Below are 25,699 nucleotides of genomic sequence, written 5' to 3' on the forward strand. Positions count from 1 at the left end.
CCCCACCCGCGACCCGGACGATGACCCCGCCACCCAGGCGGACGGCTCCACCCGGACCGGACCGCTGGAGACCCGCTGGATGATCGACACCAGCGTCCGCACCCGCACCCGCGAGGCCACCGACCTCGCCACCCCCGCAATCACCCGCCTCCTCACCGACGCATGGGACACCCACCAGAACCTCCGGACCGAGCACCGCCGCGCCCGCCCCCGCCGCATCATCCCCCCACCCCACGACCCCGGACCCCCACCCTTCTGAGCAGAAACGGAACCGGCACCCCACCACACGGTGAGGTGCCGGTATCCCCGCAGGTCGCCCGGAGAGCGGGGCCAGGGCCCGCCGCCGCTCAGATGTCCCGGAAGGTCTCGATCCGTGCGCCGAGCTTGTTCAGCCGCGCGGCGAGGTCCTCGTAGCCGCGGTTGATGACGTAGACGTTGCGCAGCACCGAGGTGCCCTTCGCGGCGAGCATTGCCAGCAGGATCACCACGGCCGGGCGCAGCGCGGGCGGGCAGATCAGCTCGGCGCCGCTCCAGCGGGTCGGGCCCTCGATGAGCACCCGGTGCGGGTCCATGAGCTTGACGTTGGCGCCGAGCTTGGTGAGCTCGGTGAGGTAGATCGCGCGGTTCTCGTACACCCAGTCGTGGAGCATCGTCTGCCCGTCGGCAGTCGCGGCGATGACCGCGAAGAACGGGAGGTTGTCGATGTTCAGGCCCGGGAAGGGCATGGGATGGATCTTGTCGATCGGTGCGCGGAGGTCCGAGGGGTGGGTGGTGATGTCCACCAGGCGCGTCTGGCCGTTCTCCGCGGCGTACTCCTCGGAGCGGTCGTAGCGGAAGCCCATCTCCTCGAGGGTCGCCAGCTCGATCTCCATGAACTCGATCGGGACGCGGCGGACCGTGATCGAGGACCGGGTGACGATCGCGGCGGAGAGCAGGCTCATCGCCTCGATCGGGTCCTCGCTGGGGGCGTAGTCGACGTCGGTGCTGATCTCGCGGCGACCGGTGACCCGCAGCGTCGTGGTGCCGATGCCCTCGATGCGCACGCCCAGCTTCTCGAGGAAGAAGCAGAGGTCCTGGACCATGTAGTTCGGGCTCGCATTGCGGATGACGGTCTCGCCGTCGTACAGCGCGGCGGCCAGCAGGGCGTTCTCCGTGACCGTGTCGCCGCGCTCGGTGAGCACGATCGGACGCCGCGGCCCGGTGCCCGCAGCGGTGCTGGCCTGGTAGTTGTGATCGGTGGCCACGACCTCGAGGCCGAAGTGGCGCAGCGCCGTCATATGCGGCTCCACGGTGCGGGTGCCCAGATCGCAGCCGCCCGCGTAGGGGAGCTGGAAGGCGCCCTCGCGGTGCAGCAGCGGTCCCAGGAACATGATGATCGAGCGGGTGCGGCGGGCGGCCTCGGCGTCGATCGAGGCGAGATCCAGCCGCGCCGGCACGCGCAGCTCGAGATCGTTCTGGGCGTTGAGCCAGGTCGCCTTCACCCCGATGGAGGTCAGCACCTCGAGCAGGCGATTGACCTCCTCGATGCGGGCGACCTTGCGCAGCACCGTGGTGCCGGTGTTCAGCAGCGAGGCGCACAGCAGGGCCACGCCGGCGTTCTTGGAGGACTTCACGTCGATCTCCCCGGAGAGCGTGGTCTCCCCGTGGACGCGGAGGTGGCTCGGGCCGGAGGTGCCCAGGCCCACGAGCTCGGAATCGAGGGCGGAGCCGATCTTCGAGATGGTCTCGAGCGTCATGTTCTGCTGACCCTTCTCCATGCGGTTCACCGCGCTCTGGCTGGTGCCGAGCTGGGTGGCCAGCTGGTTCTGCGTGAGTCCGGAGTGCTGACGGGCGTCGCGGATGAGAGTGCCGATCCTCGACAGGTAGTCCTGGTTCACAGTCATGGCGAGACCGTAACTCATAGATGAGATACGTGCTGTTCAGGCTTCGTGCGGCGATCGTCACGTTGTGCCGCGTCGCTCTCGATGCCTCAGGCGGTGACCAGCACCGGGAGCAGCTCGACGTAGCCCCCCACGCGATAGGCGAGAGCCGGGTCATAGGGCTCCACCCGCAGCGGCATCCCCGCCTCCTCCGGCGTGCGGTCCGCCTTGCGGTTGTTGCACTCCTTGCAGGCGCTGACCAGGTTCGTCCAGGAGGACGGGCCTCCGCGGGAGACGGGCATGATGTGATCCACGGTCGCCAGCAGCGCCTCGCAGGCCGGGGTCTTGGAGACGCTGCGTCCGCAGTAGGCGCAGGTCCAGTGGTCGCGGTCGTGGACCGCGCGGTAGGAGAAGCCCACCGAGCGCTGCCCGATCCCCTCGACCCACGCCCCGCTGAGCTCCCGCGTCAGCTCGAGGGCCAGGGGGACGATGCGGTCCTCGACGATGGTGAGCTCGACGGGGTCGGCGACCTCGCGGCGGATCATCCCGAAGGCGTGGCGCACGGTCGTGGTGTGCAGGAGCTCGCCGATCCCGGTCTCCGGGTCGTACCCGAGGTTGTAGACCTTGACCTGGGACATCGTGCCACCTCCTTCCGTCGGGCGCTGTGCGTCGCCTCGGCCCGGGGGCGGGAGGAGCTCGTGGACCGAGCACCGCCAGTCTCCCCGAACCGGTCTCCCATGACCAGGAAATTCTCCCGATCCCGGGGGACGAGCAGGTGACGGGGACCTGCACAGACCGGGAACATCCCGCTCCGGAGCGCCCTGAGCAGGGCCCGCGCCTGCGGGGTCAGCCCGTGACCACCGTGAGGATGCCGGTGCCGATCAGCGTCACCACCGTGGTCCACATCACGATCGCGATCACCTGCCACAGCAGCACCCAGTTGCGGCGCACGCCGGTGGCGACCAGGGTCGCGGCGGTGAGGTGCGTGGGCAGCGCGAGGGGGCCGATGAGGCTCGCCCCGGGGACGCCGAACCGCACCACCCAGCGCAGCAGACGCTCGCGACCCTTGGAGGTCCTGGTCGCGGGAGCCGGCTCGGGGGCGTCCGACGGGGCAGGAGCGGGACCGCCGGCCATCACCTCGACGCGGGCGCCGTGCGCCGCTCGCGCCCGACGGCGGCCCACGATCGCGGAGCGGATCCGGTCGCCGAAGTGGACGATGACGGTGACGACGAAGATGTTGCCGGCGGCCGCGGAGACCGCGGCGACCACCGGATTGATGCCGGCGATGAGGCCCAGCATGGCCGCTCCCTCGCCCTCGACGTAGGGGATCATCGCGACGAGCGCCACGATGACGGGCTGGAGCAGCGGCGGGACCTGGTCGATGAGGTTCTGGAGGCCTTCGTAGATGTCCATGGTGTCTGCTTCCTCTGTGCCGGAGTTCGCTGTATGCGATGTATTCATCCTGGTCGTCGAGGGGTTCCGGCAGTAGAGCGAGATCTCATCGGCTCCCGTGAGGCCCTGTGCGGCCGCCGCTGACATCTGTCACGTGCCGCCTGATGCACGGGTCTAGGATCAGGCGGGAGGAGGTCCGTGCATGCCCGTGGAAGAGCTCGAGCTCGTCGCCGTCGTGGCCGTGCTGCTGATCGTGGCAGCGAGCTACTTCGCCGGGAAGCTGGGGGTGGCCACCCCGATCCTGCTGGTGCTGCTCGGCGTGGGTCTGAGCCTGCTCCCGGGCGTGCCCGACATCGCCCCGGACCCCGAGCTGATCCTCGCTGGCGTCCTCCCGCCGCTGCTGTACTCCGCCGCGGTGAACATGCCGGTGGTGGACTTCCGTCGCGACCTGCGGACCATCGGCGCGCTCTCGGTGGTGCTGGTGCTGGTCTCCGCCTTCGTGACCGGGGCGCTGCTGTGGTGGATCTTCCCGGATCTGAGCTTCGCGGCGGCCGTCGCCGTCGGCGCCGTGATCTCTCCACCGGACGCTGTGGCCGCCACCTCCATCGGCAAGCGCCTGGGGCTGCCGCCGCGCCTGCTGACGATCCTCGAGGGGGAGGGGCTGGTCAACGATGCGACCGCCCTGGTGCTGCTGCGCACGGCCGTCGCCGCGACCGCCGGGGCCTTCTCCTTCTGGGATGCCGCCGCGGACTTCGGCTACGCCGTGGTCGTGGCCATCGTCGTCGGGGCGGTGGTGGGCACGATCGCGGTCGCCGTGCGCTCGCGGATCGACCAGCCGGTGCTCACCACGGCGATCTCCTTCGTGGTGCCCTTCCTCGCCTTCCTGCCCGCCGAGGCCGCCGGCGCCTCCGGGGTGCTGGCCGTGGTCGCCGCGGGCCTGGTGACCGGCGCGAGCGCCGTGCGGCGCCTCAGCGTCCAGGACCGCACCTCCGAGCGCACCAACTGGCTCACCGTGCAGCTGCTGCTCGAGAACGGCGTGTTCCTGCTCATGGGGCTGCAGCTGTGGACGCTCGTCGAGGACGTGCGGATCTCCGGCCTGTCCATCGCCGATGCGCTCTGGATCGGGGTGCTGATGGTGCTCGCGCTCGGTGTGGTGCGCGCGGCGTTCGTGGTGCCCGTGGTGCTCACCGCCCGCACCCGCCGCTCGAGCCACGAGGACCGGGCGCGACGCTTCGCGGAGATGCTCGAGCAGGTCTCCGTCGACGAGCAGTTCCAGCAGCATCCCCGGGGAGCGCGCATCGAGCGCTGGCTGCAGCGCCACCACGCCGACGCCCGCTTCTACGCCAGCAACGGCCTGGGCTGGCGTGGGGGAGCGGTGATCGCCTGGTCGGGGATGCGCGGTGTGGTGACCCTCGCCGCCGCCCAGTCGCTGCCGCTGGACTTCCCCTACCGCTCGGAGCTGATCCTCATCGCCTTCGTGGTGGCGCTGGTGACCCTGGTGGGCCAGGGCGGGACCCTCCCGCTGCTGATCCGGCTGCTGGGCATCCGCGGCACCGACGAGCAGAAGGCGCGCCGCGAGCTGACGCTGCTGCTCACGGAGCTCGACGAGGCCGCGATCGGCCAGGTGCTCGAGAACCCGGGGCTGCGCCGCCGCGACGGCAGCCGCTTCGAGGACGCCGTCCTGCGCACGGCGCGCGAGGCCCACGCGCGGATGTCCGTCCCGCAGAAGCGGGCGCGGGCGGAGGATCCCGCGCGCGCCCAGTACACGGAGCTGATGTCGATGATCCATGAGGCCAAGCAGGATGCCCTGGGCGAGGCCCGCTCCACCGGCTCCTACGACTCGACCGCGATCGCCCGCGCGCAGGAGCAGCTCGACCTCGCGCAGCTGCGACGGCCCGATTCCTGACTCTCATGGTGGCGGGCGGCGCCGCGGGGCGTCATGCTGGAGGGATGGAGGACCAGGAGCGCAGCGCGGACACCCCCCGGGACCGGGACACTCGACAGCGGTGGCAGCGGGAGCGGGAGGAGGTGCTGTCCGAGTACGGCACCTGGCGGCTCACCGGGGAGCAGGACGCTCCGGCGTCCGCCGAGGTGCAGACCCTGGAGACCCTGCTGCGGCTGAAGGCCGAGCGGCTCGACAGCCCCGATGTGGGCCTGTGGAGCGAGGAGCTCACGGAGGAGCTGCTCACCCGGACGGTTCCGCGCACCGTCATCCAGCCCCGTGAGCAGGTCATGGACATGGTGCCCACGCTCGGCCGCTTCTTCCGGCACCTGCGCGAGACGGGGCGCTGGCGCGAGGAGTCCATGGCGCCCGACGACGTCCCGCGCATCCTGCGCGAGCTCGAGTTCGCGGCCCTCGAGGCCGCCGACGACCCCACGCGGCGCTCCTTCTCGACCAACATCCTCGGCTACGGCCTGTCCCTCGGCGTGGAGCTCGAGGACGATGACGAGCTGGCCGCCTTCATGCACTGGTACAACGCTCTGCCGGACGAGGAACGCGTCGCGCTGAGCGAGACGGGCCGCCTGGCGGAGCCCTCCCGGCCCTACGACCGCGACCGCGAGATGCGGGAGGTCGCCGACGCCGACGGCTCCGGTCGCCCCTGGCCGTGGTTCCTTCCCGCCCCCGAGGAGGGCGCCGATCCGCTGCGCGAGGTGGACCTGGACCTCGACGAGCAGTCGTACCGGGCCAACGGCTTCGTCCGCAGCGCCGCGACGGTGCTGGAGTTCGTGGGGGAGGAGCGGCAGGGACGGAGACTCACGGCGACCGGTGCGCTGCGCCGTCACGACGTGCGCGAGCTGCTCGGGCGGATGGGCACGGAGACCGAGGTGCACTCGATGTGGGACCACCCCGAGCTCACGGGGCCGTGGGTGACGCTGCTGGACGGCGGCTGGATCGAGCAGGACGGCGGGGTGATCCGGCGTGCCGAGGGCCCGGTCCCCTACGCCCGGGCGGCGCAGGACCCCGAGGGCTTCGTCGAGTTCGGTCACGCCGTGCTCACCGCGCTGCTGTTCGGCAAGGACGCCCGGGACCGCGAGGACGGCGGCTTCCGCGGGATGCCCGACACTCTGGCGGCGATGCTCGAGGTGTGCCGGCCGGGCGGGCTGACGCTGACGCGGCCGGTGGCCGAGGGCGACGAGCGGGACGGACCGCGGATCCCGCTCGACGAGCGGACCGGGCAGCCGGATCACCTCGAGCTCGCACGGTGGGTGCACGTCGCCGCGGACCTCGATGATCTCGTCGGCTCCGGGGCGATACGGCGACAGGGCGACCATTACGAGGGGTCGCCGGTCATGATGGTCGCGCTGGTCTCGCTGCTCAAGGAGCGGGGGCCCTCGGGGCCGACGATCCTCAGCTGAGCGGACCCCGGCAGGGGTCGTCTCCTCCTGGCGTGGCACCAGTATATTCCGAGGTGGGGGGCTTGCGGCAAGGCCCCCTCGGTCGGGCAGGATCACGTCCCTCGCGGCACGATCGGCCGTCGAGGACGCCGAACCCTCGGGGAGACATGACACAGGAATCCGCCTTCGACCTGACCGCGGAGCGCGCCCACAAGGCCGCTCCGGAGCGCATCGCCGCCGACGAGACCCGCTTCCGGGCGATCGCCGATGCCCTCGATGCCGACATCGCCGCGCTCGAGGCGCATCTGGACGACGCCCTGACCCGTCGGACCGGCGATGCGCAGGGGCGGGTGGAGCGCGAGGCCCACGTTGACCACGCCCGGCGCCGCCTGCGGAGCCTGCGCGGCATCCGTCGAGACGTCGTGCTGGGGCGGATGCTCCCGGCGGACGGCGGGGAGGCGGTGTACGTGGGCCGGCAGGGCGTGCGGGACGCGGCGGGCCGGGTGCTGCTGGTGGACTGGCGCTCCCCGGCCGCCGAGCCCTTCTTCTCCGCCACCCGCTCCCGCCCCCATGGCCTGGTCTCCCGCCGTCGCTACCGCTGGGCCGGTGGTCGGGTCCGCGACTACTGGGACGAGTCGCTCACGGACGGACCGGAACGGGCCGGGGAGAGCCTCGACGAGGAGTCCGCGCTGCTGACCGCCCTCGCCCGCGCCCGCAGCCCGCGGATGCAGGACGTGCTGACCACCCTCGCCGCCGATCAGGACGCGATCATCCGTGCCGGGGCGGCCCGGCCGCTGGTCGTGGACGGGGGACCGGGCACGGGCAAGACCGTCGTGGCCCTGCACCGTGCCGCCTACCTGCTCCATCACGACCCCCGCCTGCGCGAGGGGCGCGGAGAGGTGCTGGTCGTCGGCCCCCATCGCCCCTATCTGCACTACGTCGCCGACGTCCTGCCCCATCTCGGGGAGGACGGGGTGCGCACCTGCACCCTGGCGGATCTCGTGCCGGAGGGCGCCGCAGCGGGCGCGGAGGCGGACCCCGCCGTCGCCGCGCTCAAGGGCCGGCAGGTCATGGTCGAGGCGATCGAGCCGGCCGTCGCCCTCTACGAGGAGCCGCCCACCGCACCGCACGAGGCCCGGACGCCCTGGGGGAGCGCGATCGTCGACGCGGGGCTCTGGGCCGAGGTGTTCGGCGCCGTCGACCCCGGGACGCCGCACAACCTCGCGCGCGAGGAGCTGCGCGAGGAGCTCGCCGAGGTCGTCGCCGCGCAGCTCGAGGAGCATCCCGGGATCGACGCGGTCCGCGAGGAGCTCCGGCGGGACGAGGAGCTCGAGCGGATCCTCCGCCGTGCCTGGCCGCTCCTGACGGCGACCGATCTGCTGGGCGATCTCTACGAGGTCCCCGCCTATCTGCGGCGCTGCGCCCCGTCGCTGGGCGAGGAGCAGGTCCGTCTGCTCCAGCGCGTGCGGCCGCGGGAGTGGACCGTCTCCGACCTGCCGCTGCTGGACGCCCTCCGGCACCGCCTCGGAGATCCGGGGGCCGAGGAGCGCCGTCGCCGCGTCCGGGCCGCCCAGCGGGAGACGGTCGAGGAGATCGATCTGCTGGTCGAGGACCTCATCGCCTCCGACAGCTCCGCGATGCAGGAGATGTCCATGCTGCGGGGGGACGACCTCCGCCACGCCCTCGAGGACCGCGCCACGGTCCCGGTGCCCCCGCCCGACGCCCTGGCGGGGCCCTTCGCCCACGTGGTGGTCGACGAGGCGCAGGAGCTCGACGACGCCCAGTGGGCGATGATCCTGCGCCGCTGCCCGTCGCGCCGCCTGACCCTCGTGGGGGATCGGGCCCAGGCCGCGCACGGCTTCGCCGAGAGCTGGGAACGGCGTCTGGCCCGGGTGGGACTGGAGCGGATCGACCGGGCGACCCTCACGCTGAACTACCGCACCCCGCGCGAGATCATGGAGGAGGCCGCCCCGGTGATCCGGGCGGCGCTGCCGGACGCGAACGTGCCCACCTCCCTGCGCACGACGGGCACGCCCGTGCGCCGCGGCCGCGTCGAGGAGCTGCAGGAGGTCCTCGCGGCCTGGCTCGCCGCGCACGAGGAGGGGACCGCGGCGGTCATCGGCGACGGGACGCACCCGAGCGGGCCGCGGGTGCGCTCGCTGACGCCCGCCCTGGCCAAGGGCCTCGAGTTCGATCTCGTGGTGCTGATGGCCCCCGAGGCCCTCGGTGAGGGCCTCGAGGGGGCCGTCGCCCGCTACGTGGCGATGACGCGCGCGACCGCCGAGCTGGTGATGCTCGCCTGAGGGTCAGCGCACCCCGCGCATCGCCCGTCCCACGGGCTTCGCGATCGCCAGCATGATCAGGCCCAGCCCGATGGTGACGACGCCGAGCACGCCGAAGTACAGCACCTCGTTCTCCGCCGAGTAGAAGGTCGCCAGCGCCCCCGAGAGGGCGGTGCCCAGCGCCACCGCGAGGTAGTACAGGCTCATCATCATCACGGGGAAGGCCGTCGGCGCGAGCTTGGTGGCGAGGGAGAGGCCGACGGGGGAGAGCCACAGCTCGCCGAGGGTGGCCACCACCATGATCATCGCGATCCAGATCACCGGCACCGCGACCACGTTCGCCATCGGCAGGAACAGGAGGAACGCCGAGCCCATGAGGATGATGCCCACCCCGAACTTGCGCGGCGTGGTGGGCTGACGGGTGCCCAGCTTCGTCCACACCGCCGCCATCACGGGCGCGAGGGTGATGATGAAGAAGGGGTTGAAGGACTGCACCCAGGAGATCGGCATCTCCCAGCCCAGGATCATGCGGTCGAGCCTGGTGTCGGAGTACAGGGTGATGACCGTGAACTGCTGCTGGAACAGCGCGAAGAAGGCCGAGGTGCCCAGGAACAGCGGGATGAAGGCGAGCACCCGGGAGTGCTCCTCCGCGTCGACCTTCGACGAGGTGAGCAGCAGGGCGAAGATGACGACCGCGCCCACCACGGACAGGCCCACCACGATCGCGGCGAGGTTGTTCGCGGTGACCACGCCGGTGAGGACCAGCACGATCACCAGCAGCAGGACGCCCAGGGCGATGCCGCCCCAGACGGGGTACATCCGGCGGGGCAGGGGATCGGGGACGTGGTGCACGCTCTCGGGCAGCCCCTTGCGGGTGAGCGTGTACTGGAGCAGACCGAGCGCCATGCCGACCGCGGCCAGGCCGAAGCCCAGGTGGAAGCCCCAGGACTGCTGGGCGAACCCGGTCACCAGCGGGCCCAGCAGACCACCGATGTTGATGCCCATGTAGTAGATGGAGAACCCGGCGTCGCGGCGCGGGTCGTCCCGCGAGTACAGCGCGCCGACCAGGGTCGCGGAGGTCGACTTCAGGCCGCCGGAGCCGATGCCCACCAGCAGCAGGCCGACGATCAGACCGGGCACGCCCGGGATCAGCGCCAGGGAGAGGTGCCCCAGCATGATCAGCAGCGCGCTGGCGAACAGCGTCCGCTCGGGTCCCAGCAGCCGGTCCGAGACCAGGGCGCCGAGGATCGAGAACAGGTAGACCGAACCGCCGTAGGCGCCGACGATGCTCAGCGCGACGGTCTCGTCGATCCCCAGCCCGCCCTGCGTGGCGGAGAAGTACATGTAGATCGCGAGGATGCCCTGCATGCCGTAGAAGCTGAAGCGCTCCCACAGCTCCACGCTGAACAGGTTCGCGAGCGGTCGGGGCTGACCGAAGAAGGTCCGGCCCGACGGATTGTGCACGGAGGTGCCGGTCTCGGGTGCGTCGGAGGAGTTCACGAATGCTGATTGTCCGTCACCGGAGGGCGAAGTCCAAGAGCACGGCGCGTCGTGTGATCGGTCAGTCGTGCGGGGAGAGGTCCGGCATCTGCCGCAGGCCGAACTCGTGGCGCAGCACCCGCTGCGCCGCGTGCCAGCCGCTCATGCCGTGCACGCCGGGTCCCGGCGGGGTCGCCGAGGAGCAGAGGTACCAGCCGGTGTCCGCCAGGCGGTACGGGTCGAAGCGGGCGGTGGGCCGCGCGACCATCCCGTACATCGTCACCCGTCCCATCGAGATGTCCCCGCCGACCAGCGACGGGTTGTGGCGCGGCATGTCGGCCGCGCTGACGCCGCGGGAGGTGACGATCAGATCCCGGAAGCCCGGGGCGAAGCGCTCGATCTGGCGGGTGACCAGCTCCGTGGGGTCTGTGGGGTCCCCGGCGGGGACGTGCGCGTAGGCCCAGAGCGGTCGCAGCCCGTCGTGCCGGCGGGAGGGGTCGGCCACCGAGGGGTCGGAGACCAGGGTCATCGGGCGGTCGGGGAGGCGACCGGCGGCGACCTGCGCCTCCGCCGCGGCCATCTGGGCGCGCGTGCCGCCGAGGTGCTGGGTGCCCGCCCGGCCCACCTCGCCGTCGCGCCACGGCACCGGGCCCGAGAGCACGAAATCGACCTTCGCGGCCGCGTCCCCGTGGGGGAAGGCGCGCAGCGCCCGCTCCAGGGAGCGGGGGAGGCGGCCTCCGAGGATGTCGGCCGCGGCACCGGCCGGGGTGTCCAGCAGCACGGCCCGCGCGGCCGGCACGTCCCGCCAGGTGCGCACGCGGTGGCCGGTGCGGATCGTGCCGCCGTGGGCGCGCAGGTCCTGGGCCAGCACGTCGATGATGGCCTGGGAGCCGCCGACGGGGATCGGCCAGCCGACGCCGTGGGCGATCGTCCCCAGCAGCGTGGCGGTCGCGCTGAGAGCGAGCGAGGGCAGGCGGCCGATCGCATGGGCGGCCACGCCGGTGAGCAGGGCGCGGGCTCGCTCGGTGCGCAGCGGGAGGTCCCAGGCGGGCGTGCCCTGGAGACCGATCATGCCGCCGAACAGCGGGGCGGCGAGCGCCGTGGCGGGGGTCAGCAGCGCCGGGGGGATCGAGCGCTTGTCGCCGAGGGCGAGCTCGACCACGAGGTCCTGCTGCCGGGCGAGGGTGCCGAGCGTGGCCTTCCAGAGGCGCCCGTCGGCTCCGAGGCCGTCGGCGGTGCGCTCGACGTCGTGCCAGGCGATGGCCGCGGGCTCGTCGTCCAGCGGCTGGGCGTAGGAGGCCTCCGGGGAGATCGCCTCGACGCCGCGGGCGCGGACGTCGAAAGCGGCGAAGAAGGGGCTCGCGAGCGCGAGCGGATGCACGGCGGAGCAGATGTCGTGGACGATCCCCGGCGCGAGGCCGAGGTCGAGGGTGCGGGCGCCCCCGCCGATCGTGTCCTCGGACTCGAGGACCTCGACGCTCAGGCCGGCGCGGGCGAGGGTCACCGCAGCGGAGAGGCCGTTGGGGCCGGAACCGACCACGACGGCGTCGACCTCGGGGCGCGAGAACGGGGACGCGGTCGACGGGGCCATGGCCCCAGTCTAGGTGTCCGGGCCGTGAGACGAGGCGCGAGTGTATTTACGTCACGCCGATGTCGCGTAATCTGAGGGCATGCAGACCACGTCAGCCCAGACCAGCCCCGCCGCGACCACGGCGCGCAAGCCCAAGCGCCAGGCCGTGCTGGAGGTGCTGGCCAAGGCCCGCATCTCCCCGCGCCTGCTCCGCCTCACCCTCGGTGGCGAGCAGTACGCGCAGCTGCACCGCAACGAGCAGGCCGATGCCTACGTCAAGCTCCTGATCCCGGACCCGGCCTCGGGCCTCCAGCCGCCCTACGATCTCGACGCGCTGCGGGCGGAGAATCCCGAGCTGCTTCCCGTCCGTCGCACCTACACCGTGCGCTCCTGGGACGACGCGAAGCAGCAGCTGGACATCGATGTGGTGCTCCACGGCGATGGCGAGGGGGACGGCGTGGCCGCCCGCTGGGCGGACCAGGCGCTGCCCGGGGACCGCATCGCCCTGATGGGCGCCGGCGGCGGCTACACCCCGCTCGCGGACTCTGCCGCGCACCTGCTCATCGGGGACCACGCCGCACTGCCCGCGATCGCCGCCTCCCTCGAGGCGATGGACGCCGCCGCGACGGGGCGGGTGCTGATCCAGCTCGAGCACGAGGAGGACCGGCTCGCGCTGACGCGCCCGGAGGGCGTGCAGCTGGACTGGGTCATCGGCAGCCGCGAGGATCTGCGGGCGGCGGTCGCCGCGCTCGATCTCTCCGACGTCGGCGGGCTGCAGGTGTTCTGCCACGCCGAGCGCGGCCTGACCAAGCAGCTGCGTCGTCTGCTGGTGACGGAGGCCGGCATCCCGCGCGAGAACCTCTCGATCTCCGCCTACTGGGCGCTGGGACGGATCGAGGACCAGTTCCAGGCGGAGAAGCGCGAGCCGATCGGCGCGATCGACGGATGAGCTCCCTGGCCGTCGGGGCCGACGGGCTGGCCCGTCCGGTGTGGGCCTCCGTCCACGAGGACCTGCGCCTCTACTACGACACCGAATGGGGGATGCCGGTCCGCGACGAGCGCGGCGTCTTCGAGCGCCTGGCGCTCGAGGGCTTCCAGTCCGGGCTGAGCTGGGCGACCATCCTGCGGCGCCGGGAGGGCTTCCGGCGCGCCTTCGCGGGCTTCGAGCCCGAGGCGGTCGCCGGCTTCGGGGAGGCCGAGATCGAGCGCCTCCTGGAGGACCCGGGCATCATCCGCCACCGCGGCAAGGTCGAGGCGACCGTCTCCAACGCTCGCGCGGTGATCGCGCTGCGCGAGGCCGAGGGGATGGGAGCGCACGGCACGCTGGGCCCCGGGGCGACGCTCGCGGACCTGGTGTGGTCCTACCGACCGGAGCGCACCCCGCTCCCGCGCACCGCCGAGGAGGTCCCCACCACCAGCGCCGAGTCGATCGCCCTGGCGAAGGAGCTCAAGCGCCGCGGCTTCCGCTTCGTGGGCCCCACCACGATGTTCGCGCTGTTGGAGGCGCTCGGCGTGGTGGACACCCACCTGCTGGGCTCCCACCGCCGTGGCACGTCGGGGGTATGGACCGCGGAGGGGACCCCCGCCGCGTCATGATCCGTCATATCGTTCGCGACCGCTGAGCGCGCTCGCGGATCCTTGGTCGGTCAGGTCCGGACGACGAGGGAGGCACCGTGAGCACAGCAGCGATCCACGCGGGATGGAGCGCGCAGGACCGGCATCGCGCCGTCACCCCGCCGGTGTACGCCTCGAGCGCCTACGCGCATCCGGACCACGCATCGCTCAAGGCGCTGTTCCAGCGCCGCCAGGAGGGATTCGCCTACTCCCGCTCCGGCAACCCCACCACCGTCGTGCTCGAGGAGCGGATCACCGCGCTCGAGGGCGGCATCGACGCGATCGCCGTCGCCTCCGGACAGGCGGCCACGAGCATCGCCCTGTGCGCCCTCGCCGCGCCCGGCGGGCACGTGGTCGCCTCCTCGCTGCTGTACGGCGGCACCACCGAGTTCCTCGACGACACCCTCGCCGACTTCGGGGTCAACACCACTGTGGTGGATCCCTGGGACCTGGACGCCTGGGAGCGGGCCATCACCCCCGCGACCCGCGCCGTGATCGTGGAATCGATCGCGAACCCCGGCGCGCAGCTGGTGGACCTCGACGCGATCAGTGAGATCGCCCATGCCCGCGACGTCCCCGTGGTGGTCGACTCCACGCTCGCCAGCCCCGCCCTCTACCGCCCCGGCGACCACGGCGCGGACCTCGTCGTGCATTCCGCCACCAAGTACCTGTGCGGCCACGGCACCACCATCGGCGGCCTCATCGTCGACACCGGATCCTTCGACGCCCGGCGATGTCCCGAGCGCTGGGAACGCCTCACCACCCTCAACCGCCGCTTCGGGGTGACCTTCGCGGACGAGTACGAGCGCGGCGGCTCCGGCCTGCTCGCCTATGCGCGCGCCAAGTACGTGACCGACTTCGGCGCCACGCTGCCCGCCGCGAGCGCTCAGCAGATCCTGGTGGGCATCGAGACGCTCGACCTGCGCATGGGCAAGATCAGCGCCGACGCCGCCCTCCTCGCCGCTCGCCTGCACGAGGCGGCGGGCGTGGCCCGCGTGGACCACCCCACCATCCCCGGCCGCCCGGACGCCGCCCTCGCCGAGCGAGATTTCCCCCGCGGCACCTCCGGTGTCCTCGCCCTCGAGCTGGCGGGCGGCGAGGAGGCCGCCGCGGCCTTCTGCGACGCGCTCGAGCTGTGGACCCTGGCGGTGAACATCGGCGACGCACGCTCGCTGGTCTGCCACCCGGGATCCACCACCCACTCCCATCTCACCCCGGCGCAGCGCGAGGCCTGCGGGGTGAGCCCCGGCACCGTCCGCCTCAGCGTGGGCCTCGAGGACCTCGAGGACCTCTGGAGCGATCTCGAGCGGGGGCTGACGGCCGCGGCACGGACCACGGCGGAGGTGCCCGCCCTCGTCGGGTGATGCCGCTCGCGCCCGGGAACACCCGCGCCGCCGGACCGGTTGTGCCGGGCATGGAGAGCGCAGCGCGCAGCGTCGACGTGGTGGTCATCGGGGCCGGACAGGCAGGGCTGTCGGCCGCGTACCACCTGCGGCGCCGGGGCGTGGACGACGTCGCCGTCCTCGACGCGGAGGACGGGCCGGGAGGCGCCTGGCGGCACCGCTGGGAGAGCCTGACGATGGCCACCGTCAACGGGATCCGCGAGCTGCCGGGCATGCCCGCCGTCGACGCCGCCGACGAGGAGCCCGCGCGGCATGCCGTGCCCGCCTACTTCGCGGACTTCGAGCGACGGTCCGCGGTGCCCGTCGAGCGGCCCGTGCGCGTGCGCCGGGTCGAGGACGACGGGCGGGGCGGCCTGCTCGTCCGGAGCGAGGAGGTCGGCGGCGCGCCGCGGCCCACGCTGCGGACCCGGGCGATCCTCAACGCCACGGGCACCTGGAGCCGCCCCTTCGTGCCTTCCGTCCCGGGTGCCGCGGAGTTCCACGGCCGCCAGCTGCACACCGTCCAGTACCCGGGTGCCGCGGAGCTGGCCGGGCAGCGCGTCGGGATCGTGGGCGGCGGGATCAGCGCCGTGGGCTTCCTGCTGGAGCTCGAGGACGTCGCGAGCACCGTCTGGTACACGCGGCGCGAGCCGGTCCTGCGCGACGGCCCCTTCACGCAGGAGGCCGGGCGGCGGGGCGTCGCCTCCGTCGCCGAGCGCGTCCGGCAGGGCCTGCCCGTGCGCAGCGTCGTCTCCGCCACCGGTCTGGTCCGGACCCCGGCGCTGCGGGAGGCCGAGCGACGCGGCCTGCTCGCGCGGCGGGAGATGTTCACCCGCCTCACGCCCACCGGCGTGCTCGAGGCCGACGGCACCGAGACGCCGCTCGAGACGATCCTGTGGGCCACCGGCTTCCGCCACGAGCTGCGGCACCTCGCACCGCTGTCCCTGCACGGCGCGCGCGGCGGGATCGCGATGGACGGCACCGCCGTGGCCGCCGATCCCCGGATCCTCCTGCTCGGCTACGGCCCGAGCGCCTCGACCATCGGCGCGAACCGCGCCGGCCGGGCCGCGGTCGACGCGCTGCTGGCGGGGTGGGATCGACGGCGCGAGCCCTCGCGCTGAGCCCGGCCCCTGCCTAGGGTGGGAGGGGACCCCGGTGCGGCATCGGGGCGCCCCTCCGGAGGAGTCGCATGACCGAGAACCCTGTCCCCGCTACGCTGCCCACCCTGGTGGAGGACGACGTCCGGCGGATCCTGTGCGTCGTCGCCCACCCCGACGACATGGAGTACGGCGCCTCCGCCGCGGTCGCCGCCTGGACCGCCGCCGGGATCGAGGTCACCTACCTGCTGCTGACCCGTGGCGAGGCGGGCATGGCCGAGGCGCCCGAGGTGGTCGCCCCGCTGCGGGAGGGCGAGCAGCGGGCGGCCTGCGCGGCCGTCGGCGTGAGGGACCTGAGGATTCTCGAGCACCCCGACGGGATGCTCACCGCGGGACTCGCGCTGCGCCGCGACATCGCCCGGGTGGTGCGCCAGGTGCGCCCCGATCTCGTGCTGACCGCGAACTTCGAGGTGGAGGCGTACGGCTCGCTGAACCAGGCCGATCACCGCGTCGCCGGGCTCGCCGCCGCCGATGCGGTGCGCGACGCCGCCAATCCCTGGGTGTTCCGCGAGCTGGCGGAGCAGGAGGGTCTCGAGGCGTGGCACGCCCGTGCCCTGCTGGTCGTCGGGCATCCGCGGCCCACCCATGCCCGGCCGGTCCAGGAGGAGCAGGTGCGCGCCTCCGTGGCATCCCTGAGCGCCCACGTGGCCTACCTGCGCCATGTCGCCGACCATCCGGCGCCCGAGGCGTTCCTGCCCGAGATCCTCCGCGAGGGCGGGGCGGAGGCCGGCACCGCCTACGCCGTCACCCTGCGGGTCCTCCACCTCTGAGCGACCGCCCGCCCCGCCGCCGTTGCCCGAGGCTCGGAAGGCTCCTAGGGTGGGGAGCTCACAGGACGATGAGCCACGGACCCGCCGGGGCGGCCCTCGCTCCGCCGGAGGTCCCGGAAGGAGCAGTCCATGTCCACGACGCATGAGGAGAACTCCCTCGCCCAGGTGCGCGATCTCGCCGCCCAGCTTCGGGTCGACGCGATCCGCGCCTCCACCGCCGCCGGCTCCGGCCACCCGACCTCGAGCCTGTCGGCCGCGGACCTGCTGGCGACGCTGCAGGCCCGCCACCTCCGCTACGACTGGGACGTGCCGGACGCCCCGGGCAATGATCATCTGATCCTCTCCAAGGGGCACGCGTCCCCGCTGCTGTACGCCGTGTACCGGGCCGCCGGGGTGGTCTCCGACGAGGAGCTCATGACCGGCTACCGCCGGGCGGACCAGCGCCTCGAGGGCCATCCCACCCCCGTGCTGCCCTGGGTGGACGTCGCCACGGGCTCCCTCGGGCAGGGGCTGCCCGACGGCGTGGGCATCGCGCTGTCCGGGAAGCACCTCGAGCATGCGCCCTATCGCGTCTGGGTCCTGTGCGGGGACGGTGAGCTCGCCGAGGGCTCCGTGTGGGAGGCGCTGGACACGGCCTCGCACTTCGGACTGACGAACCTGGTCACGATCGTCGACGTGAACCGGCTCGGACAGCGCGGACCCACCGCGCTCGGCTGGGACCTGGAGACCTACGCCGCGCGGGTGGAGAGCTTCGGCGCCCGCGCGGCGGTGATCGACGGGCACGACGTGGAGCAGATCGACGAGGCCCTCGCCCGGGCCGAGGGGACCGACCGACCGCTGGTGATCCTCGCCCGCACCGTCAAGGGGCGGGGCGTCGCGGAGATCGAGGACAGCGAGACGTGGCACGGCAAGCCGTTCCCGGAGGACCTCGCCGCCCGGGCGATCGAGGAGCTCGGCGGGGAGCGCGCTCTGGTGGTGCGCGGCCCGCGGCCGCCCGCCCGGAAGCGGCCGGAGCCCGTCGTGGAGCCCGTCCGGCGCCCCGAGTTCGAGCTCGGCGAGGAGGTCGCGACCCGGAAGGCCTACGGCGCCGCCCTGGTGGCGCTCGCCCGGGCGGATCAGCGGGTGGTGGCGCTGGACGGGGAGGTCTCGAACTCGACGGGCGTCGCCCCCTTCGTCGAGGAGTTCCCGGAGCGCTTCTTCGAGATGCACATCGCCGAGCAGCAGATGGTCGCCGCCGCCACCGGCCTGGCCACCCGTGGCCACCTCGCCTTCGCCGCGACCTTCGCGGCCTTCCTCACCCGGGCCGCGGACTTCGTGCGCATGGCGCCCGTCTCCCGGGTGGACCTGCGCCTGGTCGGCTCCCACGCGGGCGTCGAGATCGGCGCCGACGGGCCCTCGCAGATGGGGCTGGAGGATCTCGCGCTGTTCTCGGCCACGCAGGGCTCCACGGTGCTGTATCCCTCCGATGCGAGCTCGACCGCCGCCCTGGTCGAGCTGATGGCGCGGACACCGGGCGTCAGCTACCTCCGCACCACGCGGGGTGCGTATCCGGTGCTGTACGGGCCCGAGGAGGAGTTCCCCCGCGGCGGCTCGAAGACCCTGGTCAGCTCCGCGACGGATGACGTGACCGTGGTCGGTGCCGGGGTCACCGTGCACGAGGCGCTGTCCGCGGCGGCGCAGCTCGCTGAGCAGGGGGTGTCCCTCCGCGTCATCGACGCCTACTCGATCAAGCCCCTCGACGGCGACGCCGTGCGCGCCGCGGCGGAGGAGACGGGAGGGCGCGTGATCGTCGTCGAGGACCACCACCCGCAGGGCGGACTGGGCGCCGCAGTGCTCGCCGCCCTGGCCCGCGAGCCGATCCGGGACCTGCACCTCGAGCACCTCGCGGTGGACCATGTCCCCGGCTCGGGCAGCAGCGCCGAGCAGCTGGAGCGGGCGGGGATCGACGCGGCCCACATCGTGCGGGCGGCGCGCAGCCTGCTGGAGGCCTGAGCCGCGCCGCCGCCCGCGTCCCGGCTCAGGCCTCCGGGGCGTGCTGGCCGTGCCGGCCCAGCTGGAGGTCGTCCATGTCCTCGAGCTCGCGGTCCTTCGTCTCGGGGACCCGCAGGAACACGAAGGCGAAGCTCAGCAGCGCGAAGACCGCGTACACCCCGTAGGCGAAGGTCAGCCCGACGCCCGAGAGCGCCGGGAAGCTGGCGGAGACCGCCCAGTTCGCCGCCCACTGCGCGGCGGCCGCGACAGCGAGGGCGGAGGCGCGGATGCGGTTGGGGAAGATCTCGCCCAGCAGCACCCACACCAGCGGGCCCCAGGTGGTGCCGAAGAACATCACGAAGGCGTTGGCGCTGATGAGGGCCACGGTCGCCCAGGGATCCGGGAGCGTGATGCTCTCCGCGCCCGCGGCGGTCTCGCCGAAGGAGAAGGCCAGCGCCATCATGCCCAGGGAGACGGTCATGCCGGCCGAGCCCACCAGCAGCATCAGGCGGCGACCCACCCGGTCCACCAGCAGGATCGCGATGATCGTCGCGACGATGTTCATCACGGAGGTGATGGTGCTGGTCAGCAGGGCCTGGGACTCGTCGAAGCCCACGGACTGCCACAGCGTGGTGGAGTAGTAGAAGATGACGTTGATGCCCACCAGCTGCTGGAACAGCGAGAGCAGGATGCCGATCCAGACGATCGGCTTGAGCCCGAAGCGCCCGCCCAGCAGGTCCTTCAGGCTCTCCTTCGACTCCCGCTCGAGGGAGTGCTGGATCTGGGTGATCTTGAGGTTGACGTCGGTCTCACCGGTGAACTCGTAGAGCACCTTCGAGGCCTTGTCGAGGTCGTCGCGGCCGATCAGGTACCGCGGGGACTCGGGGAGGAACAGCGCCATGATGCCGTAGACCGCGGCGGGGACCGCCTCGATCATGAACATCCAGCGCCAGGCCTCCACGCCGAACCAGAGGGTCTCGGCCGCACCGCCGGCGACGCCGGCGAGGAGCGCGTTGGACAGCAGCGCGACGAAGATGCCCAGCACGATCGCGAGCTGCTGGAGCGAGCCGAGGCGCCCGCGGTACTTCGCGGGCGCGACCTCGGCGATGTACGCGGGGGCGATGACGCTCGCGGCGCCCACGCCCAGACCGCCGATCACGCGCCAGAGGATGAGGTCCCACACCCCGAACGCGAGGCCCGAGCCGAAGGCGGAGACGAAGAAGAGGATCGCCGCGATCACCATGACCGGGATGCGGCCATGGCGGTTGGCGAGGCTGCCGGCGAACCAGGCGCCCACGGCGCAGCCGATCAGCGCGGAGGACACCGCGAAGCCGGTCAGACCGGAGCCGAGGGCGAACTCCTCGGAGAGCGCGTTGACGGCGCCGTTGATGACCGAGGTGTCGAAGCCGAAGAGGAAGCCGCCCACCGCCGCGGCGATGCTGATGCCGACGACCTTCGGATTCAGGCGGGTGGCGTGATGGGCTGTCGCGCCGGCGGCGTCGGGTGTGCTCATGGGGACGATGCCTCCGTGTCGGGGACCGGGAATATCGTCACCGTATACCCGCGATGACCTCCGCGTGCCACCCGCCGGGCACCGATGTGGGAACCGCATCACGCCGCGCATCCACGGCCCGGCGGGAGGTCGGTCGGCTCAGCCCTCGGCCTTCGCGGCGAGGCGCTCGAGCTCCTCCTCGGCGACGGCGGGATCGAGCTTCTGGAAGATGGGCGTGGGCTTGGCGACCTTCTGCCCGACCGTCACCGGGTGGTGCTCCCAGGCCGGGACCTGGGTGTAGTCACCGGTGATGATCGGATAGGAGGGCCCGCCGTCGAGATCCTCGACCTCCTCGATCCGGGGCAGGGGAGCGATGATCCGATCCCCGCCGAGCGCCTTCTCCACCGCGTTGACGGACTCCGGCAGGAAGGGGGCGAGCATCGTGTTGAGGTCGGTGACGGCCTGGGCGAGCACGTGCAGCACCGTGAGCAGGCGCGGTCGCTGCTCCTCCGCCTTGAGCTTGAAGGGCTCGGTCTCGGAGACGTAGCGGTTCGCCTCACCCACCAGGCGCATGATCTCGGCGATCGCGGCGCGCTGGCGATGCGCCTCGATGAGATCGCCGACGGACCGGAAGCCGTCGCGGATCGCCGCGAGCAGCGCCGTGTCGACCGGCTCGAGGTCGCCCGCGGCGGGGATCTCGCCGACGTTCTTGGCGATCATCGCCGCGGTGCGGTTGACCAGGTTGCCCCATCCGGCGACCAGCTCGTTGTTGGTGCGGGAGACGAAATCGGCCCAGGTGAAGTCCGCGTCCTGGTTCTCCGGTCCCGCCGCGGAGATGTAGTAGCGCAGCGCATCGGCCTGATAGCGGTCCAGCACGTCCCGGACGTAGATCACCACCCCTTTGGAGGAGGAGAACTTCTTGCCCTCCATGGTGAGGAACTCGCTGGAGACCACCTCGGTGGGGAGGTTCAGCTCGCCGAACCGGCCCGGCCGCCCGCCCTTGTCGCCCCGGCCGTTCTGGGCGATCATCTCCGCGGGCCAGATCTGCGAGTGGAAGACGATGTTGTCCTTGCCCATGAAGTAGTACGCGAGGGCGTCGGGATCGTTCCACCAGGTCCTCCACGCCTCGGGGTCGCCGGAGCGGCGCGCCCACTCGATGGAGGCGGAGAGATAGCCGATCACGGCGTCGAACCAGACGTACAGGCGCTTGTTCGGCTGGTCCTCCCAGCCCGGCACCACGATGCCCCAGTCGATGTCGCGGGTCATCGCGCGCGGCTTGATGTCCTCGAGGATGTTCTGGCTGAAGCGGATCACGTTGGGGCGCCACAGCCCCGTGGCCTCGCGCTCGTCGAGCCACCGGCCCAGCTCGCCGGCCAGGGCCGGCAGGTCCAGGAACCAGTGCGCGGTCTCGATGAACTCCGGGGTCTCGCCGTTGATGCGGGAGACGGGATCGATGAGGTCCGTCGGGTCCAGCTGATTGCCGCAGGCGTCGCACTGGTCGCCGCGCGCCCCGGCGGCGCCGCAGATCGGGCAGGTGCCCTCGATGTAGCGGTCCGGCAGCGTGCGACCGGTCGAGGGGGAGATCGCCCCGGAGGTGGTCTGCTCGATCATGTAGCCGTTGTCGCGCACCGCCACGAACATGTCCTGGACCACGCGGTGGTGGTTGCGGGTGGTGGTGCGCGTGAACAGGTCGTAGGAGAGGCCCAGTGCGACCAGGTCCTCGACGATCAGCCGGTTGTTGCGGTCGGCGAGCTCGGCGGCGCTCACGCCCTGATGGTCCGCCTCCACGAGGATGGGGGTGCCGTGCTCGTCGGTCCCGGAGACCATGAGCACGTCATGGCCGGCCATGCGCATGTAGCGGGAGAAGACGTCGGAGGGGACGCCGAATCCGGCGACGTGGCCGATGTGGCGGGGGCCGTTGGCGTACGGCCAGGCGACTGCGGACAGGACTGTGCTCATGGGGCACGAGTCTAGGGGAGCGGGAGGGCCCGCTCATGCCGGGCGATGCACGATCCCCCGCCATCCGGACTCCCGCGCCGCGCGCACGTGCCCCTCGGTGTCGTCGAGCAGGGCCAGACGGGCCGGAGGGACCTCCTCGCCGAGCGCCTGCGCGATCCGGGCCGCGGCACGGGAGAAGGCCTCCGGCTCCGGCTTCGCCGCCCCCAGGTCCGCGGAGTTCAGGAGGAAACGGCGCCCTCGTCCCAGGAAGGCGTCGAGGCCGAGGGCCGACAGCTCCTCGGGCACCCGGTCGGTGCCGTTGGTGAGGACGAAGACGGCGCATCCGCGCGCGCGATGCCGCTCCAGCTCGCTGAGAACCTGCTGGTCGATCCGGGCCGGCGTCGCGGCCCAGGCGGCGACCGCGACCTCGGCGGCCCGGGGCGGGACCCCGGCCTCCCGGAGGCTGGCCCTCGCGAGGGACCGCCACCGGGCATGGGTGCCGCGGCCGCGCACCACCTCCGGGAGGTACGGGTGGCCCAGGATCGCCTCGATGCAGGTGCCGGCGGGCACGCCCGCCGCGGAGTCGAGCACCTCCCACAGACCCGGGTCGAAACGACGCAGCACGCCGTCGAGGTCGGTGACCACGGCGCGCACCGCGCCGGCGGTGACGAGGTCGCGCAGCTCGAGCAGGGAGGCGTCCATGGAGCCATCGTAGGGACAGGCACAGATACCCTGTGAGCATGAGCACCGAAGGACTCGCCGCAGCCCAGCAGAAGATGGCCGACGCCGGAGTCGCGCAGACCGCGATCGACGTCTTCTCCCATTACTACGGTCAGCTCGAGGAGGGCGTGACCGGGTCGATCCCCGAGGACACGATCGAGCCCTACCTCGATCCGCCCCGCCTCGAGGACGTGCAGATCGACCCCGCGCACGCGAAGCAGACCTTCGATCAGCTCGCGATCATCAACCTCAACGGCGGCCTGGGCACCTCGATGGGCCTGGACCGGGCCAAGTCGCTGCTGCCGGTGCGGGACGGGAAGAGCTTCCTCGACATCATCGCCCAGCAGGTGCTGGCCGCACGGACGGCGACCGGCTCCCGGCTGCCGCTGATCTTCATGAACTCCTTCCGCACCCGCGAGGACACCCTCGAGGTGCTCGCGAAGTACCCGGACCTGCCGGTCGGGGACCTCCCGCTGGACTTCCTGCAGAACAAGGAGCCCAAGCTCCGCACCGACGACCTCGCTCCCGTCGAGCACGCCGCGGATCCGGACCTCGAGTGGTGCCCGCCCGGGCACGGCGACATCTACACGGCCCTGCAGACCTCCGGCCTGCTCCAGCAGCTGCTGGACGCCGGGTTCCGGTACGCCTCGGTCTCGAACTCGGACAACCTCGGCACCGTCCCCAGCCCCGTGATCGCCTCCTGGTTCGCCGCCACCGGAGCCCCCTACGCCGCCGAGCTGTGCCCTCGCACCGCCGCCGACCGCAAGGGCGGACATCTGGCGCGGCGACGCTCCGACGGCCGGCTCATCCTGCGCGACACCGCGCAGACCCCGGCGGAGGAGATGGACTTCTTCACCGACGAGCACCGCCACCCGTTCTTCCACACCAACAACCTCTGGTTCGACCTCGAGCAGATGGCGGCGGTGCTCGAGGAGCGCGGCGGCGTCATGGGGCTGCCCCTCATCCGCAACCAGAAGACCGTGGATCCCGCGGACACGTCCAGCACGCCCGTCTACCAGATCGAGTCCGCGATGGGCGCGGCGATCGAGGTGTTCGACGGCGCCACCGCGATCGTGGTGGGTCGTGACCGCTTCCTGCCGGTCAAGGCCACCAGCGATCTCCTGCTGATCCGCTCGGATCTCTACACCCTCGACGAGCGGGCCGCTCTCGTCCAGCAGGTCCCGGAGGTGCCGACGGTCGCCCTCGCGAGCGCCTCCTACAAGCTCATCCAGGACTTCGAGCCGCGCTTCCCCTACGGGGTGCCCTCGCTGCGGGAGGCCGCGAGCCTCGACGTCCAGGGCGACTGGACCTTCGGCCCGGACGTCACGGTGGTGGGCGACGCCGTGCTGGGCGAGGAGGGCGGCGAGGTGCCCGAGGGAGCGCGCGTGGGCACCGCCCGCGCCTGAGCGCCGACGGTGCCCGGCGCGCCTGGCGCACCTCTCAGCTGAGGTGCGTCCAGCGCGATCGCGGGAGGACCGCCAGGGTCAGGGTGCGGGCGAAGCCGGCCTGGTCCAGCAGGTGGGTGCCGGCATCGGTCTCCCGTGACCCCGTCACCAGATCCGTCGCTGGATCGCGGCGGTCCTCCCAGAGCCGCTGCGCGTAGGCCTCGGTGATGCGGCGTCCCTGGGCGCGGTCGCCCAGCACGGACTCCGCCAGCAGCAGGTTGGACAGCAGGATGGCGTTGAACTGGATCGGCTGACGATCCAGCTCCGCCCCGCGGGTGAAGGGCTCGTAATGGGCGACGATCGCCTCGACCAGGGCCAGGGCGTTCTCGCGGTGCACGGCCTCGCCCGTGATCTCGTAGGCCAGGACCTCGCAGCCGAGGGGGACCCCCTGGTTGTAGGTCCAGAAGGTCCGGTCGATCGAGCCGTCGAGCTTGATGTTGTCCCAGAACAGACCCTCCTCCGGGGCCAGCAGGGTCTCGCGCCCCCAGGCCATCCAGCGCAGCGCGTCCTCGAGAGCCGACTGATCGCCTGTGAGCTGGTGGATCCGCAGGGCCACCTTCGCCGAGGGGAAGGTCGAGACGGTGTTGCGGTCGTCGTTCCAGTCGCCCTGGGTCCAGAAGATCCCACCGGGGGAGGGCAGCGAGGGATCGGTGGACTCGCCGGAGCGGAACAGCTCCAGGAGCTGCCGGGCGCGGTCGAGATCCCCTGCCTCCCCGTTCGTGAGCAGGTGCTGCTCGAGCTCGATGAGCGCGATCCAGTCGTTGTCGTCGTAGAAGAAGTCGCCGTGGGCGCCCTGCTCGGAATCGGTGGCGGCGGTGTATCCCGGCAGGCCCGTGGTCCCGCCCTCGGGGTACCAGTACTGCTCCTGGGCGCGGAGCAGGGCGGCGGCCTCCTCGGCGAGATCGAGGTCCCCGGTGTCCGCCGGCGGTCCCTGATGGAGTGCGTCGCTCAGCTCGGTGACGGCGGCGCGCGCCTGGGAGAGCGGCCACACGTAGGCGAACTCCGGGTCCTCCTCCTGACGTGGGTACTGCTCGATGAGCATGTCCGGGTCCGTCTCCGCCTCGAAGTGCGTCATCAGCGCCGAGGCGGCGGCGATCGCGCGCTCGGCCGCCTCGCGCGGGGTGACGGTGGTGGTCGTCTCGGTCACGAGCGGGGTGGTCCTCTCAGCGGGGGTGGCGACGGCGGCAGGGGCGGCCAGGGTCGCGGCGCCCGTGGCGGTCGCTGCCGTGAGGACGCCGCGACGGGAGACGGCGGGACGGGGGGACGGAGTGGTCATCGGGTGCACCTCGGTG

The 25,699-nt window shown here is 72.4% G+C and carries 19 protein-coding genes and 1 pseudogene; 11 read left to right on the forward strand and 9 right to left on the reverse strand.

All coding sequences use genetic code 11. From position 1 onward, the window contains the following. Nucleotides 1-259, forward strand: a pseudogene (locus CXH06_RS08945) (HNH endonuclease); the annotation flags it as partial. Between the two features lie 88 nt (nt 260-347). Here the strand turns inward: CXH06_RS08945 and CXH06_RS08950 are convergent. The 3 genes from CXH06_RS08950 to CXH06_RS08960 all read right to left on the reverse strand — a co-directional run bounded on the left by CXH06_RS08950 (nt 348) and on the right by CXH06_RS08960 (nt 3,272). Continuing rightward, nucleotides 348-1,883, reverse strand: a complete 1,536-nt coding sequence (locus CXH06_RS08950; protein ID WP_157975680.1) for a UDP-N-acetylglucosamine 1-carboxyvinyltransferase — start codon at nt 1,881-1,883, stop codon at nt 348-350. Between the two features lie 86 nt (nt 1,884-1,969). Then, on the reverse strand, nt 1,970-2,497 hold the full coding sequence (locus CXH06_RS08955; RefSeq protein WP_114854840.1) for an HNH endonuclease: 528 nt from the start codon (nt 2,495-2,497) through the stop codon (nt 1,970-1,972). 208 nt (nt 2,498-2,705) lie between these two features. After that, nucleotides 2,706-3,272 (reverse strand): small multidrug efflux protein, encoded by a 567-nt coding sequence (locus CXH06_RS08960; protein ID WP_114854841.1) that lies wholly within the window; start codon nt 3,270-3,272, stop codon nt 2,706-2,708. A 181-nt stretch (nt 3,273-3,453) separates the two neighbouring features. On the opposite strand from CXH06_RS08960, the gene CXH06_RS08965 reads away from it, so the two are divergent. The 3 genes from CXH06_RS08965 (at nt 3,454) to helR (ending at nt 8,890) form a co-directional block, all read left to right on the forward strand. Next, nucleotides 3,454-5,157: a sodium:proton antiporter gene (locus CXH06_RS08965; protein WP_114854842.1), complete on the forward strand. Its 1,704-nt coding sequence runs from the start codon at nt 3,454-3,456 to the stop codon at nt 5,155-5,157. Nucleotides 5,158-5,201: 44 nt separating this feature from the next. Continuing rightward, nucleotides 5,202-6,608, forward strand: coding sequence for a hypothetical protein (locus CXH06_RS08970; RefSeq protein WP_114854843.1), 1,407 nt, complete (start codon nt 5,202-5,204; stop codon nt 6,606-6,608). Nucleotides 6,609-6,754: 146 nt separating this feature from the next. Then, nucleotides 6,755-8,890 carry an RNA polymerase recycling motor ATPase HelR gene (gene helR, locus CXH06_RS08975; protein WP_114854844.1) on the forward strand — a complete coding sequence of 712 codons (2,136 nt, stop codon included), beginning with the start codon at nt 6,755-6,757 and terminating at the stop codon, nt 8,888-8,890. Between the two features lie 3 nt (nt 8,891-8,893). On the opposite strand, the gene CXH06_RS08980 is transcribed toward helR, so the two are convergent. Both CXH06_RS08980 and CXH06_RS08985 read right to left on the reverse strand, forming a co-directional pair. Then, nucleotides 8,894-10,369 carry a peptide MFS transporter gene (locus CXH06_RS08980; RefSeq protein WP_114854845.1) on the reverse strand — a complete coding sequence of 492 codons (1,476 nt, stop codon included), beginning with the start codon at nt 10,367-10,369 and terminating at the stop codon, nt 8,894-8,896. A gap of 61 nt (nt 10,370-10,430) precedes the next feature. After that, nucleotides 10,431-11,939 carry an NAD(P)/FAD-dependent oxidoreductase gene (locus CXH06_RS08985; protein ID WP_114854846.1) on the reverse strand — a complete coding sequence of 503 codons (1,509 nt, stop codon included), beginning with the start codon at nt 11,937-11,939 and terminating at the stop codon, nt 10,431-10,433. Nucleotides 11,940-12,018: 79 nt separating this feature from the next. On the opposite strand from CXH06_RS08985, the gene CXH06_RS08990 reads away from it, so the two are divergent. The 6 genes from CXH06_RS08990 to CXH06_RS09015 all read left to right on the forward strand — a co-directional run bounded on the left by CXH06_RS08990 (nt 12,019) and on the right by CXH06_RS09015 (nt 18,833). Beyond that, on the forward strand, nt 12,019-12,867 hold the full coding sequence (locus CXH06_RS08990; RefSeq protein WP_114854847.1) for a siderophore-interacting protein: 849 nt from the start codon (nt 12,019-12,021) through the stop codon (nt 12,865-12,867). Next, nucleotides 12,864-13,514: a DNA-3-methyladenine glycosylase I gene (locus CXH06_RS08995; protein ID WP_114854848.1), complete on the forward strand. Its 651-nt coding sequence runs from the start codon at nt 12,864-12,866 to the stop codon at nt 13,512-13,514. Before CXH06_RS08990 ends, CXH06_RS08995 begins: the two co-directional genes overlap by 4 nt. A 77-nt stretch (nt 13,515-13,591) precedes the next feature. Next, nucleotides 13,592-14,896 carry an O-acetylhomoserine aminocarboxypropyltransferase/cysteine synthase family protein gene (locus CXH06_RS09000; protein WP_114854849.1) on the forward strand — a complete coding sequence of 435 codons (1,305 nt, stop codon included), beginning with the start codon at nt 13,592-13,594 and terminating at the stop codon, nt 14,894-14,896. Nucleotides 14,897-14,946: 50 nt separating this feature from the next. Further along, nucleotides 14,947-16,035: an FAD-dependent oxidoreductase gene (locus tag CXH06_RS09005; RefSeq protein WP_114854953.1), complete on the forward strand. Its 1,089-nt coding sequence runs from the start codon at nt 14,947-14,949 to the stop codon at nt 16,033-16,035. A gap of 68 nt (nt 16,036-16,103) precedes the next feature. Further along, nucleotides 16,104-16,841 carry a PIG-L deacetylase family protein gene (locus CXH06_RS09010; protein WP_114854850.1) on the forward strand — a complete coding sequence of 246 codons (738 nt, stop codon included), beginning with the start codon at nt 16,104-16,106 and terminating at the stop codon, nt 16,839-16,841. Nucleotides 16,842-16,970: 129 nt separating this feature from the next. Further along, nucleotides 16,971-18,833, forward strand: coding sequence for a transketolase (locus tag CXH06_RS09015; RefSeq protein ID WP_114854851.1), 1,863 nt, complete (start codon nt 16,971-16,973; stop codon nt 18,831-18,833). A 25-nt stretch (nt 18,834-18,858) separates the two neighbouring features. Here the strand turns inward: CXH06_RS09015 and CXH06_RS09020 are convergent, their stop codons facing one another. The 3 genes from CXH06_RS09020 to CXH06_RS09030 all read right to left on the reverse strand — a co-directional run bounded on the left by CXH06_RS09020 (nt 18,859) and on the right by CXH06_RS09030 (nt 22,944). After that, nucleotides 18,859-20,325, reverse strand: a complete 1,467-nt coding sequence (locus CXH06_RS09020) for a sugar porter family MFS transporter (RefSeq protein ID WP_114854852.1) — start codon at nt 20,323-20,325, stop codon at nt 18,859-18,861. Between the two features lie 138 nt (nt 20,326-20,463). Further along, entirely contained in the window at nt 20,464-22,263 is a 1,800-nt protein-coding gene (gene metG, locus CXH06_RS09025; RefSeq protein ID WP_114854853.1) for a methionine--tRNA ligase, read from the reverse strand. Nucleotides 22,264-22,296: 33 nt separating this feature from the next. After that, entirely contained in the window at nt 22,297-22,944 is a 648-nt protein-coding gene (locus CXH06_RS09030) for an HAD family hydrolase (protein WP_114854854.1), read from the reverse strand. Between the two features lie 38 nt (nt 22,945-22,982). Between CXH06_RS09030 and CXH06_RS09035 the strand changes: the two genes are divergently transcribed. After that, nucleotides 22,983-24,368: a UTP--glucose-1-phosphate uridylyltransferase gene (locus CXH06_RS09035; RefSeq protein ID WP_114854855.1), complete on the forward strand. Its 1,386-nt coding sequence runs from the start codon at nt 22,983-22,985 to the stop codon at nt 24,366-24,368. A gap of 34 nt (nt 24,369-24,402) precedes the next feature. Here CXH06_RS09035 and CXH06_RS09040 read toward each other — a convergent pair whose 3' ends face one another. Further along, nucleotides 24,403-25,683: a glycoside hydrolase family 76 protein gene (locus CXH06_RS09040; protein WP_114854856.1), complete on the reverse strand. Its 1,281-nt coding sequence runs from the start codon at nt 25,681-25,683 to the stop codon at nt 24,403-24,405. Nucleotides 25,684-25,699: the final 16 nt, after the last annotated feature.

It is taken from the genome of Brachybacterium sp. YJGR34 (assembly GCF_003347015.1).
Taxonomy (GTDB): Bacteria; Actinomycetota; Actinomycetes; order Actinomycetales; family Dermabacteraceae; genus Brachybacterium.

Excerpts from the sequence above, each read along its gene's own strand:
- CXH06_RS09010 (WP_114854850.1), top strand. The coding sequence starts at position 16,104 with ATGACCGAGAACCCTGTCCCCGCTACGCTGCCCACCCTGGTGGAGGAC.
- CXH06_RS08990 (WP_114854847.1), top strand. The coding sequence starts at position 12,019 with ATGCAGACCACGTCAGCCCAGACCAGCCCCGCCGCGACCACGGCGCGC.
- CXH06_RS08960 (WP_114854841.1), bottom strand. The coding sequence starts at position 3,272 with ATGGACATCTACGAAGGCCTCCAGAACCTCATCGACCAGGTCCCGCCG.
- metG (WP_114854853.1), bottom strand. The coding sequence starts at position 22,263 with ATGAGCACAGTCCTGTCCGCAGTCGCCTGGCCGTACGCCAACGGCCCC.
- CXH06_RS08995 (WP_114854848.1), top strand. The coding sequence starts at position 12,864 with ATGAGCTCCCTGGCCGTCGGGGCCGACGGGCTGGCCCGTCCGGTGTGG.
- CXH06_RS09020 (WP_114854852.1), bottom strand. The coding sequence starts at position 20,325 with ATGAGCACACCCGACGCCGCCGGCGCGACAGCCCATCACGCCACCCGC.
- CXH06_RS09015 (WP_114854851.1), top strand. The coding sequence starts at position 16,971 with ATGTCCACGACGCATGAGGAGAACTCCCTCGCCCAGGTGCGCGATCTC.
- CXH06_RS08985 (WP_114854846.1), bottom strand. The coding sequence starts at position 11,939 with ATGGCCCCGTCGACCGCGTCCCCGTTCTCGCGCCCCGAGGTCGACGCC.
- CXH06_RS09040 (WP_114854856.1), bottom strand. The coding sequence starts at position 25,683 with ATGACCACTCCGTCCCCCCGTCCCGCCGTCTCCCGTCGCGGCGTCCTC.
- CXH06_RS08970 (WP_114854843.1), top strand. The coding sequence starts at position 5,202 with ATGGAGGACCAGGAGCGCAGCGCGGACACCCCCCGGGACCGGGACACT.
- helR (WP_114854844.1), top strand. The coding sequence starts at position 6,755 with ATGACACAGGAATCCGCCTTCGACCTGACCGCGGAGCGCGCCCACAAG.
- CXH06_RS09035 (WP_114854855.1), top strand. The coding sequence starts at position 22,983 with ATGAGCACCGAAGGACTCGCCGCAGCCCAGCAGAAGATGGCCGACGCC.
- CXH06_RS08955 (WP_114854840.1), bottom strand. The coding sequence starts at position 2,497 with ATGTCCCAGGTCAAGGTCTACAACCTCGGGTACGACCCGGAGACCGGG.
- CXH06_RS08950 (WP_157975680.1), bottom strand. The coding sequence starts at position 1,883 with ATGACTGTGAACCAGGACTACCTGTCGAGGATCGGCACTCTCATCCGC.
- CXH06_RS09030 (WP_114854854.1), bottom strand. The coding sequence starts at position 22,944 with ATGGACGCCTCCCTGCTCGAGCTGCGCGACCTCGTCACCGCCGGCGCG.
- CXH06_RS09005 (WP_114854953.1), top strand. The coding sequence starts at position 14,947 with ATGGAGAGCGCAGCGCGCAGCGTCGACGTGGTGGTCATCGGGGCCGGA.
- CXH06_RS08965 (WP_114854842.1), top strand. The coding sequence starts at position 3,454 with ATGCCCGTGGAAGAGCTCGAGCTCGTCGCCGTCGTGGCCGTGCTGCTG.